The sequence below is a fragment of the Halorubrum lacusprofundi ATCC 49239 genome, assembly GCF_000022205.1.
Taxonomy (GTDB): domain Archaea; phylum Halobacteriota; class Halobacteria; order Halobacteriales; family Haloferacaceae; genus Halorubrum; species Halorubrum lacusprofundi.
This window is the reverse complement of record NC_012029.1, coordinates 139232-152613: the sequence shown is the minus strand read 5'-3', so window position 1 is coordinate 152613 and position 13382 is coordinate 139232. Positions and strand designations below refer to the sequence as shown.

The window sequence follows — 13382 nt, the reverse complement described above, 5'->3', positions numbered from 1 at the left end:
CGCTATGAGCCAGACGATCACCGTCGAAGGAATGTCGTGTGAACACTGCGAACAGAGCGTCACGGAGGCGCTCGAAGGCGTCGACGGCGTCGAGAGTGCGACTGCGGACCGCGAGAGCAAGTCCGCGACCGTCGAGGGCGACGCCGATTCGGACGCGCTCGTGAGCGCGGTGAATGATGCGGGCTACGACGCCTCCGCTTAAAAGGGATCGCGGGCACCGAGCCCGCCGGTTTCTACCACCCTACCGATTCAGCGTGTGAATCGCCTGTCCGCGGGCGTTCTCCGCGGCCTCCATTACCGCCTCCGCGAGCGTCGGGTGGGTGTGGACCGTCGCCGCCACGTCCTCCAGCGTCGCGCCCATCTCGATCGCGAGCGCGGCCTCGGCGATCAGCTCCGAGGCCTCCGGGCCGACAATCTGCGCGCCGAGGACGAACCCGGTCTCGTCGTCGGCGACGAGCCGGACGAACCCCTCGGTGTGACCGGTCGTCATCGCGCGACCGGAGGCGTTGAAGGGCATCTCGCCGACCACCGGGTCAAACCCGTCCGCCTCGGCTTCTTCCTCGGTCATCCCGACCGTTCCGATCTCGGGGTCGGTGAAGACGGCCGCCGGGATCGCCTGCTGGTCGAGCGCCGTGGGTTCGCCCGCGATCACCTCGGCAGCGACGATCCCCTCTTTCGAGGCCACGTGCGCGAGCATCGGGTCGCCCGCCACGTCGCCGACGGCGTGAATGTGCTCGACCGCGGTGCGGGTGCGGTCGTCCGTCTCGATGAAGCCGCGGTCGTCCGTCTCGATCCCGGCATTGTCTACGTCGAGTCCGTCTGTGACAGGCTGGCGGCCGACGGCGACGAGGATCTTGTCGGCGCCGTACGTCGACTCCTCGCCCTCCTCGGTCTCCGTGTGGAGGAGGTAGCCGCCGTCGGCGCCCTCCGACCACTCGCTCGCGCCCTCGCCAAAGTGGAACTCGACGCCCAGCTCCTCGGCCCGTTTGCGGACGATCCGCTTCACGTCGTCCTCGTAGGGGTCGAGGATGTCGTCGAGCATCTCGACGACGGTCACGTCGGCGCCGAGCTTGGCGTACGTCGTCGCCAGCTCCATGCCGATATACCCGCCGCCGACGATCCCGAGCCGGTCGGGGACCGTGTCGGCGTCGAGCGCGTCGGCGGAGCTCCAGACGTGGTCCTCGGCGAACTCGAAGCCGGGTATCTGGATCGGCCGCGATCCGGTCGCAATGATCGCGTGCTCGAACTCGATCGACTCGGAGCCCTGTCCCTGGCCGCCGTGGGCGACGCGCGCGGTGTGTTCGTCGACGAACGAGGCGGTCCCCGGCACGAGGTTGACGCCGTTCGCCTTACAGAGCTTCTCGACGCCGCCGGTGAGTCGGTCGACCACGCCGTCTTTCCACTCGACCATCTTCCCCATGTCGACGGCGGGGTCCGCGTGGATACCCATCGACTCGGCGTTGCCGGCCTCGTGAGCGAGCCCCGATCCCGTGATCAGCGCCTTCGAGGGGATACAGCCGCGATTCAGGCAGGCGCCGCCGTAGGCGTCCTTCTCGACGAGCGTCGTGTCGAGCCCCTTCTGTGCGGCGCGGATGGCGGCGACGTAGCCGCCCGGTCCCGCGCCGATCACCAGTACCTCCGTTCCGGTTGCGATGTCTCCGACAACCATTATTGAGTCAACAGTAGCAGCGGATGTTCAAGGTGTTCCATCACGGTGTTCGCGAACTCGGCCGCGACCGCGCCGTCGATCACGCGATGGTCGATCGACAGCGAAAGCGGAAGCGTCGGCGCCGCGACGACCTCACCGTCGCGCACGACCGGGCGCTCCTCGATGGCGCCCAGCCCGAGGATCGCGGTCTCGGGATAGTTGATGATCGGCGTGGCGTACTCCCCGCCGATGGCGCCGAAGTTGGTGATCGAGAACGTGCCGCCCTTCATCTCCGCCGGCGTGAGCTTGCGCTCGCGGGCGCGCGAAGCGAGATCTCTGACCTCCTCCGCCAGCTCGAAGAGCCCCTTCTCGTCGACGTTCTCGACGACCGGCACCATCAGCCCGGCGTCGGTCGCGACGGCGATCCCGAGGTTGTAGTCGCCCTTCAACACGATTTCCTCGTCGTCCTCGCGAAGCTCACTGTTGAGGGACGGGTACTCCTTCAGCCCCGCGACGATCGCCTTCATCACGAACGGCATGTAGGTGAGCTTCACGCCCTGCTCCTCCGCGCGCCGTTTCAGTTCTTCCCGCGCCGCCACCAGCCCGTCGACCTCGGCGGTATCGTGGTGGCTGACGTGCGGAGCGGTGTACTTCGACCGCTCCATCTGCTTTCCGATGGTACGCCGCACCCCGCGATAGGGGATGGTCTCGTCGGCCGAGCCAGGGGCGCTCAGCGAGGCATCGGCGGATTTCGGTTCGGGCGCCGACGTATCGACCGCGTCCGCCGCGGGCGACGCCCCCGACTCCAGCGCCTCCGCGTAGGCCCGAACGATCTCGCCGGTGACGAACGCCTCGCCGTCCCGGGTCTCGTCGGTCGGCACGTCGTCGATGTCGACGCCCAGTTCGCGGGCGACCTTCCGGGTCGCGGGCGTCGCGAGCGTCGTCTCGCGGCCGGCCGACTCGGGAGCCCCGGCAGCGGACGGGGCGTCCGCAGAGGATTCGGCGGATCCGTCGTCACCGCGCTTGTGTACGGCGGATTTCCGGTCACTGGATCCCACGTCGGTCGGGGTCGGGGCCGGTGCCTTGTCGGAGCCAGAATCGCCCGCGTCGGCGCCAGCGTGGTCGCCACCGCCCTCCGCGTGCGCCCGCACGTCGGCCTCGCCGATCCGACCGCCGGGACCGCTCCCGTCGACGACGGCGATGTCGACGCCCAGTTCGCGGGCGAGTCGACGGGCCGACGGCGGCGCGAAGGTCCGGCCGGGCGGGGTGTCGGGCTCCGTCTCGGCGTCGGATTCCGCGTCGGTCTCGGCGCCGATGTCCGTCTCCGGCTCCGGCTCCGTGGCGTCGGCTCCCGTCTCTGCGGAGTCGTCTCCTCCCGCCTCGACGTCTTCACCGTCCTCTCCGACGCGGAACGAGATGATCACGTCGCCGACGGGGACGATATCTCCCTCCTCGACGAACAGCTCCTCGACGGTCCCGTCGTACCGCGAGGGGACCTCGACGAGCGCCTTGTCGGTCTCGACCTCCGCGACCGGCTGATCCTCCTCGACGCGGTCGCCGGGCGCGACCAGCCAAGTGACCAGCTCGCCCTCGGCGACTCCTTCGCCCACGTCGGGCAGTTTGAACTCTTTGACCGGCATGGTCAGAACTCCACCGCCTCTCTGATACCCTCCTCGATGCGGGTCGCGGTCGGGAGGTAGTAGTCCTCCAGCGCGTACAGCGGGTACGGCACGTCGAATCCGGTGACGCGCTTCACGGGCGCCTCCTGATACAGGAGCGCCTCCTCCTGAATGATCGCCGTGATCTCGCCGGCGAGCCCCCCCGTCTTCGGGGCTTCGTGGACGACGACGGCACGCCCGGTGGCCTCGAACGCCTCGATGATCGCCTCGCGGTCGAGCGGTGAGACGGTTCGGAGGTCGACGACCTCGCAATCGATCCCCTCCTCGGCGAGGGTCTCAGCGGCCTCGAGCGTCGGGCGCGTCATGGCGCCGTAGGTGAACACCGCCACGTCGCCGCCCTCACGGCGGGTGACCGCCTCACCGATGGGAACGGTGTACGGCTCCTCGGGCACCTCGCCGCGGAACGCCCGGTAGATGAGCTTCGGTTCGAGGAAGATCACCGGGTCGGGGTCGCGAATCGACGCCGCGAGCAGCCCCTTCGCGTCGTACGGGGTCGAGGGGATGACGACCTTCAGCCCGGCCTCGTGGGCGTAAAACGCCTCCTTCGACTCGGAGTGGTGCTCCGGCGCCCGAATTCCGCCACCGTACGGGGCGCGGAGGGTCATCGGCAGGTTGAATCGCCCCCGGCTTCGCGTCCGGAAGCGGGCCATGTGGGAGACGATCTGGTCGAAACCGGGATACATGAACCCCGAAAACTGGATCTCGGGAACGGGTTTGAGTCCCATCGCGGCCATGCCGACGGCGGCACCGACGATCCCCGACTCTGCAAGCGGGGTGTCGACGACGCGGTCGCCGCCGAACTCGTCGAACAGGCCCTCGGTCGCGCGGAAGACGCCGCCGTTCTTCCCCACATCTTGGCCCAACACGAGGACGTCGTCGTCCTCGCGCATCTCGGTGTACAATCCGTCTCGAACCGCCTGTACCACGGTAAGGTTCTGTGTCTCGCTCATTCACTCCTCCAAGAATGCTTCGTCGCCGTGTGCCTCGCGGAACGCCGCGAACTCCTCGTACTGCCGCTCTAGCTCGGGTGGGAGCTCCGCGTACGCGTGCTCGAACATCTCTTGTGGCTTCGGCCGCACCTCCGACTCGGCCGCCTCGATGGCCTCTGCCACCCGTGTCTCGACGGCGGTCTCGATCTCCGCGACGCGCTCGTCGTCGAGCACGCCCTCGGACCGGAGGTAGCGTTCGAGTCGCGGGATCGGGTCCTTCCGTTTCCAGCTCTCGACCTCGTCGTCGTCGCGGTAGACCGTCGGATCGTCGGCGGTCGTGTGCGCGCCGAACCGATACTGGATCGCCTCGATCAGCGTCGGGCGAGGTCGGTCGGTCTCGGGGTCACGCGCCTTCTCGACGGCTGCCTTCGTGACGCTGTACACCGCCAACGGGTCCATCCCGTCGACCTGTACCCCGTCGATCCCGTACGCCTCCGCCTTCTGGGCCAGCGTCGCACTCCGCGTCTGTCGCTCGCGGGGCACGGAGATGGCCCATTGGTTGTTGTTACAGAAGAAGACGGTCGGCGTATCGAACACGCCCGCGAAGTTGACCCCCTCGTGGAAGTCGCCCTCGCTGGTCGCGCCGTCCCCGAAGTAACAGAGGAACGCGTCGTTCTCGCCGCGGAGCTTCGACGCCCACGCCGCACCGGTGGCGTGCGGGACCTGCGAGGCGATGGGGACCGCGACCGGGAACACGTTCACGCCCTCGGGCGTCGCGTTGCCCGCCTCGTGGCCCATCCAGTAGAGTAGGGTCTGTTTCAGCGGGAGTCCACGAACGAGCGCCGCGCCGTGCTCGCGGTACGAGGGGACCATCCAGTCGTCCTCGTCGAGCGCGGTCGCGGAGCCGATCTGCGCGCCCTCCTGTCCGGACAGCGGCGGATACGTCCCCATCCGCCCCTGCCGCTGGAGGCTCACGGCGCGACCGTCGAAGTGCCGCGCCAGCCGCATGTCCCGGTACATCTCGACGAGCGCCTCGTCGTCGAGGTCCGGCACGTCGCCGACGACCTCGCCGCCCTCGTCGAGAACGCGGACCGGATCGTCGTACGCTCTGTCGAACACGCTCACGGTCGAACCCACCTCTTCATACACGAAGGGTTCGACGCCCGGGTATTATGGTTTTCGTAAATAGTTTATTATAGTCAGAAATCGATAGGAGGGGTGAGGAACTGTCCATCAGAGTCGGAGAGAATCGGACGTTTTTGAACAACTCAAGGCATATCCAGCAATATTTTCGCCGACATCGTCGTTTCACCGAACAGTACCGAACGATCGGGTAGGTTTCTCCGCCTGTCGAAGGCGCGGCTGATCGGGGACGAGGAACTGCGGCGAGACGGAAAAAGCGTTGTCGGGAGAGGTCGAAAACGACCCGCCGTCGACTATCCGAGCCGGAACGAGGGCTCGTCGGGTTCGCCGTCGAGGTCTTCGAGCTGGATCACCTCTTCGTCGCCGTCCTCAAGCTGCTCGCGGAGGTAGTTGACGTAGCGTTTGTGCTCCTCCAACTGCTCGCGGAGGTGATCGGCCTCGAGTTCCAGCCGCTCGTGCTCGCGCACGAAACTCTTCGGAACCTCGATCTTGGGAGGGAACGACTCCCCGGTGTCGCCCATGCTTTCGAGTTCCGCCTCGGGGATGACGCGGACCTGTCCGTCGTGGGCAACGAGCGTATCCACGTAGTCCCGGAAGACCGCCGACAGCGAGATATCCCGCTCCTCGGCGATGTCGCGGAGGGTCTCGAAGGCGTCCTCGTTGACGCGGAACGAGATCGTTTTGTTCTTGTTGCCCATTATCGGACCGATCGTCGCGCAATATACTTAAGCGTTTGTCAGACGATCGCAAGATTGGAAATTACGTTCCGGGGGCAGACCGGAGTCGGGCCGAACCGATCGCGTCAGGGCTCCGGCGTGCCGGCCGAATCCGATCCGTCCGGAGCGGTGTCGTCGCTCGCGGTATCGTCGGTCGCGGTATCGTCACCCTCGGACCCGTCGCCCGCGAGCTCGTCGCCGTCGCTCTCGTCGAGATCCTCCAGCGCCGACAGCGCGGCGGCCTTGTACGTCTCGGGGTCGAGGTCGTACTCCTCGCGGGCCATCCGCGCGTACTCGTTCCCCTCGTCGTCAAACGCGGCGGCGCGCTCGATCGTTCGCTTGGCCGTCTCCGCGACCCAGCGGTCGCGAGTGTTGGCGTCGACCTCGGTGATCGACTCGGGGCGGACCGAGACCCGGACGGTGCCGTCGTCGGTCTCGTACGTCCGGGGCTTTCCCACGACTGCGACGTAGGCGGGCGGCTCCAGATCGCGGAGCTTGGAGGCGGCCTCGGGCTGGTACTGGCCGGCGTACACGAAGAACGTGCCCGTCGGGTCGACGATGCGGCCGCGCCAGTACTCGGCGTCCTCGCCGACGTCCTCCTTCTCCGTGAGGGTGCCGACGAAGAACACGCGGTTCGATGACTCACCCGTCGGCAGCAGCGCGTAGACGGGGGCGCGCTCGTCGTCGGACTCGGTGAACGTGAAGCCGGCGTCGTTGAATTCGGTCGCGAACACGCGCCGGGCGACTTCTCGGGTGGGGGCAGATTGGCTCATTTAAATCGACCTCGCTTCGATCAGCGCGTTTTCAACGTCGACCGCACCGGGGTCTTCCATCTCGTCGACCAGAACGTACCGGCCGAAGGTGGGGCCGGTGACGCGGTAGTATCGCCCGAGCACGTCGTCGCCCATCTCCTCGGCGACGACGGTGGTGTCGAGCGCGTCCATCGCCATGTCCTTGGCCTCCTCTAAGCCCATCCCGGTGAGCTCCTCGGTGGCCTCGCGGTCGAAGATGACCTCGGTGACGGTCTCGCCGTCGTCGAGGACGCCCTTGATCCGGAGGTCGAACTCGCCCTCGACCTGTCCGTGCTCGGAACACCGTCCGTTCTGGAGGACGCGCGTGCAGTCCTCTTCGGGGCAGCGCTTGATCAGCCCGGAGCCGGACTGGATGTCCACGAGGGCTCCCTCGACGGTGTCGGCGTTGTCGCCGACCTCGATCTCCTCGTCGATCTCGGTGATCTGGGTGGTCCGGTTGAGCTTCACCGAGTAGCTCCCCTCGTACTCGTCGGTGACGACGTTGGAGAGCTCGTACGCCTGTCCCTCAGTCAGCTCGGGGAGGTCAGAGGTCTCGAAGGCGACGAACTTGATCGTGCCCGACTCGTCGCCTAAGAGTCCGACCTGCGAGATCGAGTCGCTGCGGGGCTCCCACAGGTCGACCAGCTCAACGCGCAGGTCGACCCACTGCTCGTCCTCGTCGATCTCGTTGACAAGGACCGATTCGCTCCCGCCGCGGCCGAGCTCGTCGCGCTCCATCCCGGCGTCTTCGAGGTAGCTGTTGGTGACGCTCCGACGCGCCTCGTCGAGGGGGACGCGGTACTCGTTGACGAGGTTTTCCAGTCGCTCCTCGACCTCGTCGGCGCCGACGTCTAGGTGGTCCGAGAACTGTTCCGCTATCGCTTCCGCTTCCTGTCGCAGTTCGCTCATGGGGTGTCTCCGCCTCCGGTCGTGTTTCAATGGGAGGCGTACGACGGTTGGTTCCTCACGGTATTAAAACGTGTGTGACCAGAGTGAAAGTGAACTGATCGGTGCTTTTGGCGCCTCGTACCGGGATTTCGCTGGTTCCGGTAGATCACCGAAGCAGCCGATCGCGCCTGCGTCTGACACGCGTCAGTCACACGCGGGCGTCGTTTCGAGTGGAACAGTAGCATGGAACGGACCAACGAGGGTGCTGGCGAGTCGATCGCGACAGGAATGACGACAGATCGACCGCGACGAGGCGCGCTCGGTCCCGTCCCGCCCTCGGCAACGGACCTATATCCGACGCGCCGAAACGACGGGTATGGACGACCAACTCGAACGCGTCATCCGCCAGCAGCTCCGCAAGGCGGGCAAGCAGTTCGAGGAGGCTAAGCGGGCGTACTCCGAGGCGAAGACGGATCCCGCTGGCGACGGCTCGGGGGCGGAGCAGTACGACCTCCCGACCGACGACGAGGGGCGCGCCCGGATCGTCTGTCGCCGACACGCTGAGCGCCGGGCCGTCGCCGTCGACGCCGAGGGACGACCGTCGTGTTTCGAGGGCGGCCACCCCGACTGCGAGGGGTGCGCGGAGGACGTGCGGGAAGGGTTCGTCGAGACCTGGTGAACGGCGGAGATCGCAGAAATTCACCCAAAGGCGTTTCTCCCCCGCCACCTTCACACGACCCATGAGACGGACGACGGTCGTCGTCGCGCTCCTCGTCGTGGTCGGTGTTGGGCTCGCGGCCTCCGGCTTTTTCGCCGGGGCAGGCGACGAGGCGCCGCCACCGATCGTCGACGAGCCGGCGCCTTCGGCGGTCGAGGAGGAGTCGCTCATCACGGTCGACGGCGACTACCGACTCTGGCCGTACACGAGCCGAGATACCTCGGTGGAGGGGCGGACGCTCGCGATCAACGTCCTCGTTCACGCCGACGCGGAGACGACGCGGCACGCGATTGAGAGGCGGACGGGGACCGACTGGGAGGAGACCGAGGAAGCGGAGGCGGCGGCGACCGCCGACGCCGATCAGGTGCTGGCGCTCGTCGAACGCGACTGGGCGGACGCGCACAGTTCCGACCGGTACAGCTACATGGAAGAACCCGACCGCGGCGTCTGGCTCGGTGAGACGTTCGAACTCCACGACGGGGCGTACCTCGGCGTGCGCGACCACCTCCGGGCGTACGAGTCGCCCGACGGAACCTACACCGCGGTACAGGCCCACGAGGAGTACTACGACTGGTTCCGACTCCGCCACACGGTTCCGGGCATCGACGACCCGGCGGTCCGGCTCGAAGACGAATTCATTTACGGCGCGGTCGACGCCGAGGTTAGCCGCGAGTACCGCGGCATGGAGGGCGGCTGGAGCGATGGCTGGGTCTCTGTGATCGAGCCGGCGTCGGTGGCGATGCTGGGAGGCGCGCTGCTCCGACGCCGGACCCGGGCGGCGGCCGTCGAACTCGCGCGTCGGACCCAGCGGGAGGCGGTCCGACACGCGGACGCGGCGGTCCTCGGCACCGCGCTCGCGGCCCTCATCGTCGGCGTCCGAGTGGCAGGGGTCGCGCTGGAGGCCGCGTACCCCGGGGTCGGACCAAAACTCATCGCTGGCCCGCTGTACCTGGTCATCGCGGTCGGGATTCCGGCGCTCGTCGTCGCGCAGGCACCCGATTCGGACCCGAGCGCGGCGTTCCTCGGTGTCGTGGTCGGGCTCGGCGCCGGGTTCGTGATCGACTTCGCCGCGCTCGGCGTGGCGGTGCCGCCCGATCTCCTCGTCCACCGGGTGGCCCTCCTCGCCGCGCTCGGCGTCGTCGCGATAGGGCGTGCCGCCGCCGACCGCCCAGTGCTCGCGGCGGGGCTCGTGTCGTGGGCGATCGGACTGACACTCCCGCTCGCCGACGTGATCTGAGGGGCCAGCGGATCTGGCGAATTGGCAGGCGACCGCCGCGCTTCGCACCCGGATCCGGAGTTCGGTCCGGCGACGACACCACAGAAGAGATATACGCGAGGGACGAAACAGCGACGAACACATGACTCGGCAGATCAGTCGGCGCGGCGCGCTCGCGGGAGGGTTCGCGGCCCTGAGCGCCGGCTGTCTCGGCCGCACACGGAACATCGCGGGACGCGACCGGTCCTCGCAGCTAACTCTTGAGATCAACGCCCCGCCCGCCGACAGGGACCCCAACGCGATTCGGATCGCCAGACACCTCGCGGAGAACCTGAACGCAGTGGGCATCGACGCCCGGATCAGCACCCTCGGGCACACCGACCTCCGGCGGAAGGTGCTCATCAACCACAACTTCGACGTGTACGTCGGGCAGTTCCGGGAGGCGGAGCCGTTCGACCCGGACGCGATGTACGCGTTCACTCACTCCCAGTTCGTCGCGGAGTCGGGGTGGCAGAACCCGTTCGGATTCACCGACATCAACGGCGTCGACGAGTTGCTCGCGACCCAGCGCCGAGCGGACGGCGACGAACGACGCGAGGCCGTGGCGGAGCTCCAGCGAACCCTCGGTGAGCTGCAGCCGTTCACCGTCGTTGCGTTCCCCGACCCGCTCATCGCGGTCCGCGAGGACCGCTTCGAGAACTGGACGAACCATCAGCCGCTGTCAGTCGGTGGGTTGCTCGGCTTGGAGCGCTCCGCCGCGGCGGACGGGGACGCCGACGGGAGCGGGGCCAAGATCGAGGACGGCGGGACGGAAGCCGGGAACGGGACTGCCGACGGCAACGAGACCGCCGACGGCGACGAGATCGATGGTAATGAGACCGCTGTCAACGAGACCGACGACGGGCTGATCGACGACAACCCGCTCACGGACGACGACGATGGTGCGGACGATGCCGCCACCCTCCGGCTCGTGACGACCGACGAGCGCATCACGCAGAACTGGAACCCGATCGCCGCCGAGTACCGGCGCTACGGCACGTTCACCTCCCTGCTGTACGACCGACTCGTGCTGGTCGACGACGGGGAGGTGATCCCGTGGCTCGCCGCCGACTGGGAACAGGTCGGCGACGCGGGGGTCAAGATCTCGCTGCGAGAGGCCGACTGGCACGACGGGGAACCGGTGACGGCCGAAGACGTCGCGTTCACCTACGAGTTCCTCCAAGACACCTCGCTGGGAACGACCGAGTCGCCCGTGCCGACACCGACCTTCCGCGGTCGGGTGTCCGCCGTCGAGACGGCGACCGCCATCGACGAGACGACGGTCCGGCTGACGCTCGACGGCGTCAACGACGCGGTCGGCATGCGCGCGCTCCAGGTACCGATCCTCCCGAAGCACGTTTGGGGGGAGCGGACCGATATGGCGACGATCGCCGGATTCGAGTTCGACGCGGAGACGACCGAGGCCGTGGTGACGAACAACGAGAATCCGATCGGGAGCGGTCCGGTGCGCTTCGTCGAGGCCACTCCCGAAGAGTCGGTCGTCTTCGAGCGCAACCCGGACCACTTTCTCGTGCGTGCGGCAGACGGGGGGGAATCGGCCGGTGACGCGACGGACCCGCTCACGGAGATCTCCGAGCGATTTCACGGGAAGCCGGCGTTCGGCCGCCTTGAGATCGAGGTAATGGGGTCAGACATCGCCGCGGTGCAGGCGGTCGGAGACGGCTTCGCGGACGCGACAGTCTCGAACCTCGGCCCGGACTCTGTCCCGCGGATCGGGCGCGAAGCCGACGCTCGGCTCGTGACAGGGCGATCCGGCGGGTTCTACCACATCGGGTACAACACTCGCCGGGCACCGCTGTCGAACCCCCGATTCCGCAGGGTCCTCGCGTCGCTGATCGACAAGCAGACCCTCGTCGACGTTGCGTTCGACGGGTACGCCGAACCCGCGGCTTCACCGCTCGCCGCCACCCCGGAGTGGGTGCCCTCGGACCTCCGCTGGGAGGACCGCGAGACGGACCCAGTCCATCCGTTTGTCGGCGAGTCGGGATCGCTCGACTCCGAGACGGCCCGTAATCGACTCCGCGAGGTGGGGTACCGGTTCGACGAGGAGGGACGGCTGCTCGCACCGAACACATGAGCCGGCTTCTGTCAGTCGTGAGTTCGCTCGCGGTGTGGGTGGGGGCGGCGCTGCTCGTCGCGAGCGTCGCCATCATCGGACCGCGGCGACTGTATGCGCTCTGGGACGACCTCCGCGACCGGCTGTGGGAGATCCAGAGACCGCTCGCCGCGCTGGTGATAGTGTTGATAGCGAGCGCGGTCGGCCGGGGCTCTCTCCAGACAGTTTCGGAGCTGTTCGGGCTCCAATTGACGTGGGCTATCTACGCGTTGGAGGGGAACTTCGTCGCGTGGGTGCAGGCGACGTTCGGCTCCCCCGAGCTGACGGTGTACTTCTCGGCGGTGTACGTGTACGGGTACGTCTTCCTGCTCGCGTTCCCGTTCCTCGCGTACCTGGCCCTCCCGCGAACGACGACCCTGAAGCGGCTCGTCGTCGCGTACGCGCTCAACTATGCTATCGGTCTCGTGTTGTACACGGTCGTGCTCGCATACGGGCCGCGCAACGTCATGCCCGACATGGTGACACCGCTGCTTTTCACCCACAACCCGGGAATTATGGCGCTGACGGGCGAGATAAACGAAGCCACGAACGTCTTCCCCTCGCTGCACACGTCGCTGTCGGTGACCGTCGGAACCTTCGCGGTCTTGACCCGCCGGGAGTACCCGCTGTGGACACCGATCGCTGCATGGCTCGCGGTCTCTGTGGTGATCGCGACAATGTACCTCGGGATCCACTGGCTCACCGACGTGATCGGTGGGACTGCGCTCGCGCTCGGTGCGGTGTACCTGTCGTATCGGCTCGTTGACGAAGACGGCTCGGACAGTGGAGCGGTCAGAGAGTGAGCCGGCGAGACGAGGTCACACGTCGCCGACGAGCCGTTCGAGCTGCTCCGGCGGCACCGCGCCCCGGGCAGCGTGGCCGTCGTACGCGAACGTCGGGACACCGGTGACTCCGCGCTCCCGCGCCGCGGTGAACAGGTCGGTGACGCGGTCGCGGAGGTCGTCGTCCGCGAGCGCCTCGTCGACGATCTCGGGGTCGAGCCCGTCAACGTCGGCGGCGATGTCGGCGAGCACCTCGCGGTCGCCGATGTCGCGACCGTCCTGCCACAGCGCCGCGAATATCGCCTCGTCGAATGCGAGCCACGACTCGGGCGCGGTCTCTCGCACGTGCACCGAGACGATCTGCGCCGGGAGCGAGTCGACGTCGGTTCTGAGCTCCTGTGCCATCTCGGCGTCGTACTTCTCCTGTAAGCGGCGGACGTTCTCGCGGGCCTGCTCGTAGTACTCCTCGTCTTTCCCGTCGTCCGCGGTGTCGTCGATCTCGCCGTCCGGACCGCGCTTCCCCGCACGGAGGTCGAACGGGTGCCAGTCGATCGCGAGCGGTTCCTCGCGCGTCTCCTGATACCGCGCGAACGACTGTCGGCCGAGGTAACAGAACGGACAGACGTAGTCGGAGTAAATGGTGATCGACTCGGTCGCGTCGGGAGTCGGTGCATCCGCGGCGTCAGTGTTCGACATACCGTCGGTCCGGTCGCGAGC

13 protein-coding genes are annotated in these 13382 nt (G+C 67.6%); 5 read left to right on the top strand and 8 right to left on the bottom strand.

The window, feature by feature from the left end; all coding sequences use genetic code 11:
• The first annotated feature begins 4 nt into the window (after nt 1-4).
• The gene (locus HLAC_RS00730; RefSeq protein ID WP_012659392.1) at nt 5-202 is read left to right on the top strand and encodes a CopZ family metallochaperone; all 198 of its coding nucleotides are present in this window, start codon (nt 5-7) and stop codon (nt 200-202) included.
• A gap of 39 nt (nt 203-241) precedes the next feature.
• On the opposite strand, the gene lpdA is transcribed toward HLAC_RS00730, so the two are convergent.
• The 7 genes from lpdA to HLAC_RS00695 form a co-directional block, all read right to left on the bottom strand.
• Nucleotides 242-1669 carry a dihydrolipoyl dehydrogenase gene (lpdA, locus tag HLAC_RS00725; protein ID WP_012659391.1) on the bottom strand — a complete coding sequence of 476 codons (1428 nt, stop codon included), beginning with the start codon at nt 1667-1669 and terminating at the stop codon, nt 242-244.
• Nucleotides 1669-3288: a 2-oxo acid dehydrogenase subunit E2 gene (locus HLAC_RS00720; RefSeq protein ID WP_012659390.1), complete on the bottom strand. Its 1620-nt coding sequence runs from the start codon at nt 3286-3288 to the stop codon at nt 1669-1671. Before HLAC_RS00720 ends, lpdA begins: the two co-directional genes overlap by 1 nt.
• Before the next feature lie 2 nt (nt 3289-3290).
• The gene (locus HLAC_RS00715; protein ID WP_012659389.1) at nt 3291-4277 is read right to left on the bottom strand and encodes an alpha-ketoacid dehydrogenase subunit beta; all 987 of its coding nucleotides are present in this window, start codon (nt 4275-4277) and stop codon (nt 3291-3293) included.
• A complete protein-coding gene (pdhA, locus tag HLAC_RS00710) occupies nt 4278-5381 on the bottom strand; it encodes a pyruvate dehydrogenase (acetyl-transferring) E1 component subunit alpha (protein ID WP_049933617.1) in 1104 nt (367 codons plus the stop codon). It abuts the gene before it with no gap.
• Nucleotides 5382-5692: 311 nt separating this feature from the next.
• Nucleotides 5693-6097, bottom strand: a complete 405-nt coding sequence (locus tag HLAC_RS00705) for a DUF8146 domain-containing protein (protein WP_012659387.1) — start codon at nt 6095-6097, stop codon at nt 5693-5695.
• 104 nt (nt 6098-6201) lie between these two features.
• On the bottom strand, nt 6202-6888 hold the full coding sequence (locus HLAC_RS00700) for an RPA family protein (RefSeq protein ID WP_012659386.1): 687 nt from the start codon (nt 6886-6888) through the stop codon (nt 6202-6204).
• Nucleotides 6889-7815, bottom strand: a complete 927-nt coding sequence (locus HLAC_RS00695; RefSeq protein WP_012659385.1) for a replication protein A — start codon at nt 7813-7815, stop codon at nt 6889-6891.
• A 355-nt stretch (nt 7816-8170) separates the two neighbouring features.
• Here HLAC_RS00695 and HLAC_RS00690 point away from each other — a divergent pair, with 355 nt between their 5' ends.
• The 4 genes from HLAC_RS00690 to HLAC_RS00675 all read left to right on the top strand — a co-directional run bounded on the left by HLAC_RS00690 (nt 8171) and on the right by HLAC_RS00675 (nt 12686).
• Nucleotides 8171-8473: a DUF7091 family protein gene (locus tag HLAC_RS00690; RefSeq protein ID WP_012659384.1), complete on the top strand. Its 303-nt coding sequence runs from the start codon at nt 8171-8173 to the stop codon at nt 8471-8473.
• A 61-nt stretch (nt 8474-8534) separates the two neighbouring features.
• A complete protein-coding gene (locus HLAC_RS00685) occupies nt 8535-9749 on the top strand; it encodes a hypothetical protein (RefSeq protein WP_012659383.1) in 1215 nt (404 codons plus the stop codon).
• Nucleotides 9750-9870: 121 nt separating this feature from the next.
• Nucleotides 9871-11865, top strand: coding sequence for an ABC transporter substrate-binding protein (locus HLAC_RS00680; protein WP_012659382.1), 1995 nt, complete (start codon nt 9871-9873; stop codon nt 11863-11865).
• On the top strand, nt 11862-12686 hold the full coding sequence (locus tag HLAC_RS00675) for a phosphatase PAP2 family protein (RefSeq protein WP_012659381.1): 825 nt from the start codon (nt 11862-11864) through the stop codon (nt 12684-12686). Before HLAC_RS00680 ends, HLAC_RS00675 begins: the two co-directional genes overlap by 4 nt.
• Nucleotides 12687-12701: 15 nt before the next feature.
• Here the strand turns inward: HLAC_RS00675 and HLAC_RS00670 are convergent, their stop codons facing one another.
• Complete coding sequence (locus tag HLAC_RS00670) at nt 12702-13361, bottom strand: DsbA family oxidoreductase (RefSeq protein ID WP_012659380.1); 660 nt, start codon at nt 13359-13361, stop codon at nt 12702-12704.
• Nucleotides 13362-13382: the final 21 nt, after the last annotated feature.

What these genes read in the sequence shown, in the direction of transcription:
- HLAC_RS00695 (WP_012659385.1), bottom strand. Translation starts at nt 7,815, where the DNA reads ATGAGCGAACTGCGACAGGAAGCGGAAGCGATAGCGGAACAGTTCTCG.
- lpdA (WP_012659391.1), bottom strand. Translation starts at nt 1,669, where the DNA reads ATGGTTGTCGGAGACATCGCAACCGGAACGGAGGTACTGGTGATCGGC.
- HLAC_RS00700 (WP_012659386.1), bottom strand. Translation starts at nt 6,888, where the DNA reads ATGAGCCAATCTGCCCCCACCCGAGAAGTCGCCCGGCGCGTGTTCGCG.
- HLAC_RS00670 (WP_012659380.1), bottom strand. Translation starts at nt 13,361, where the DNA reads ATGTCGAACACTGACGCCGCGGATGCACCGACTCCCGACGCGACCGAG.
- HLAC_RS00685 (WP_012659383.1), top strand. Translation starts at nt 8,535, where the DNA reads ATGAGACGGACGACGGTCGTCGTCGCGCTCCTCGTCGTGGTCGGTGTT.
- HLAC_RS00730 (WP_012659392.1), top strand. Translation starts at nt 5, where the DNA reads ATGAGCCAGACGATCACCGTCGAAGGAATGTCGTGTGAACACTGCGAA.
- HLAC_RS00705 (WP_012659387.1), bottom strand. Translation starts at nt 6,097, where the DNA reads ATGGGCAACAAGAACAAAACGATCTCGTTCCGCGTCAACGAGGACGCC.
- HLAC_RS00720 (WP_012659390.1), bottom strand. Translation starts at nt 3,288, where the DNA reads ATGCCGGTCAAAGAGTTCAAACTGCCCGACGTGGGCGAAGGAGTCGCC.
- HLAC_RS00675 (WP_012659381.1), top strand. Translation starts at nt 11,862, where the DNA reads ATGAGCCGGCTTCTGTCAGTCGTGAGTTCGCTCGCGGTGTGGGTGGGG.
- HLAC_RS00680 (WP_012659382.1), top strand. Translation starts at nt 9,871, where the DNA reads ATGACTCGGCAGATCAGTCGGCGCGGCGCGCTCGCGGGAGGGTTCGCG.
- HLAC_RS00715 (WP_012659389.1), bottom strand. Translation starts at nt 4,277, where the DNA reads ATGAGCGAGACACAGAACCTTACCGTGGTACAGGCGGTTCGAGACGGA.
- HLAC_RS00690 (WP_012659384.1), top strand. Translation starts at nt 8,171, where the DNA reads ATGGACGACCAACTCGAACGCGTCATCCGCCAGCAGCTCCGCAAGGCG.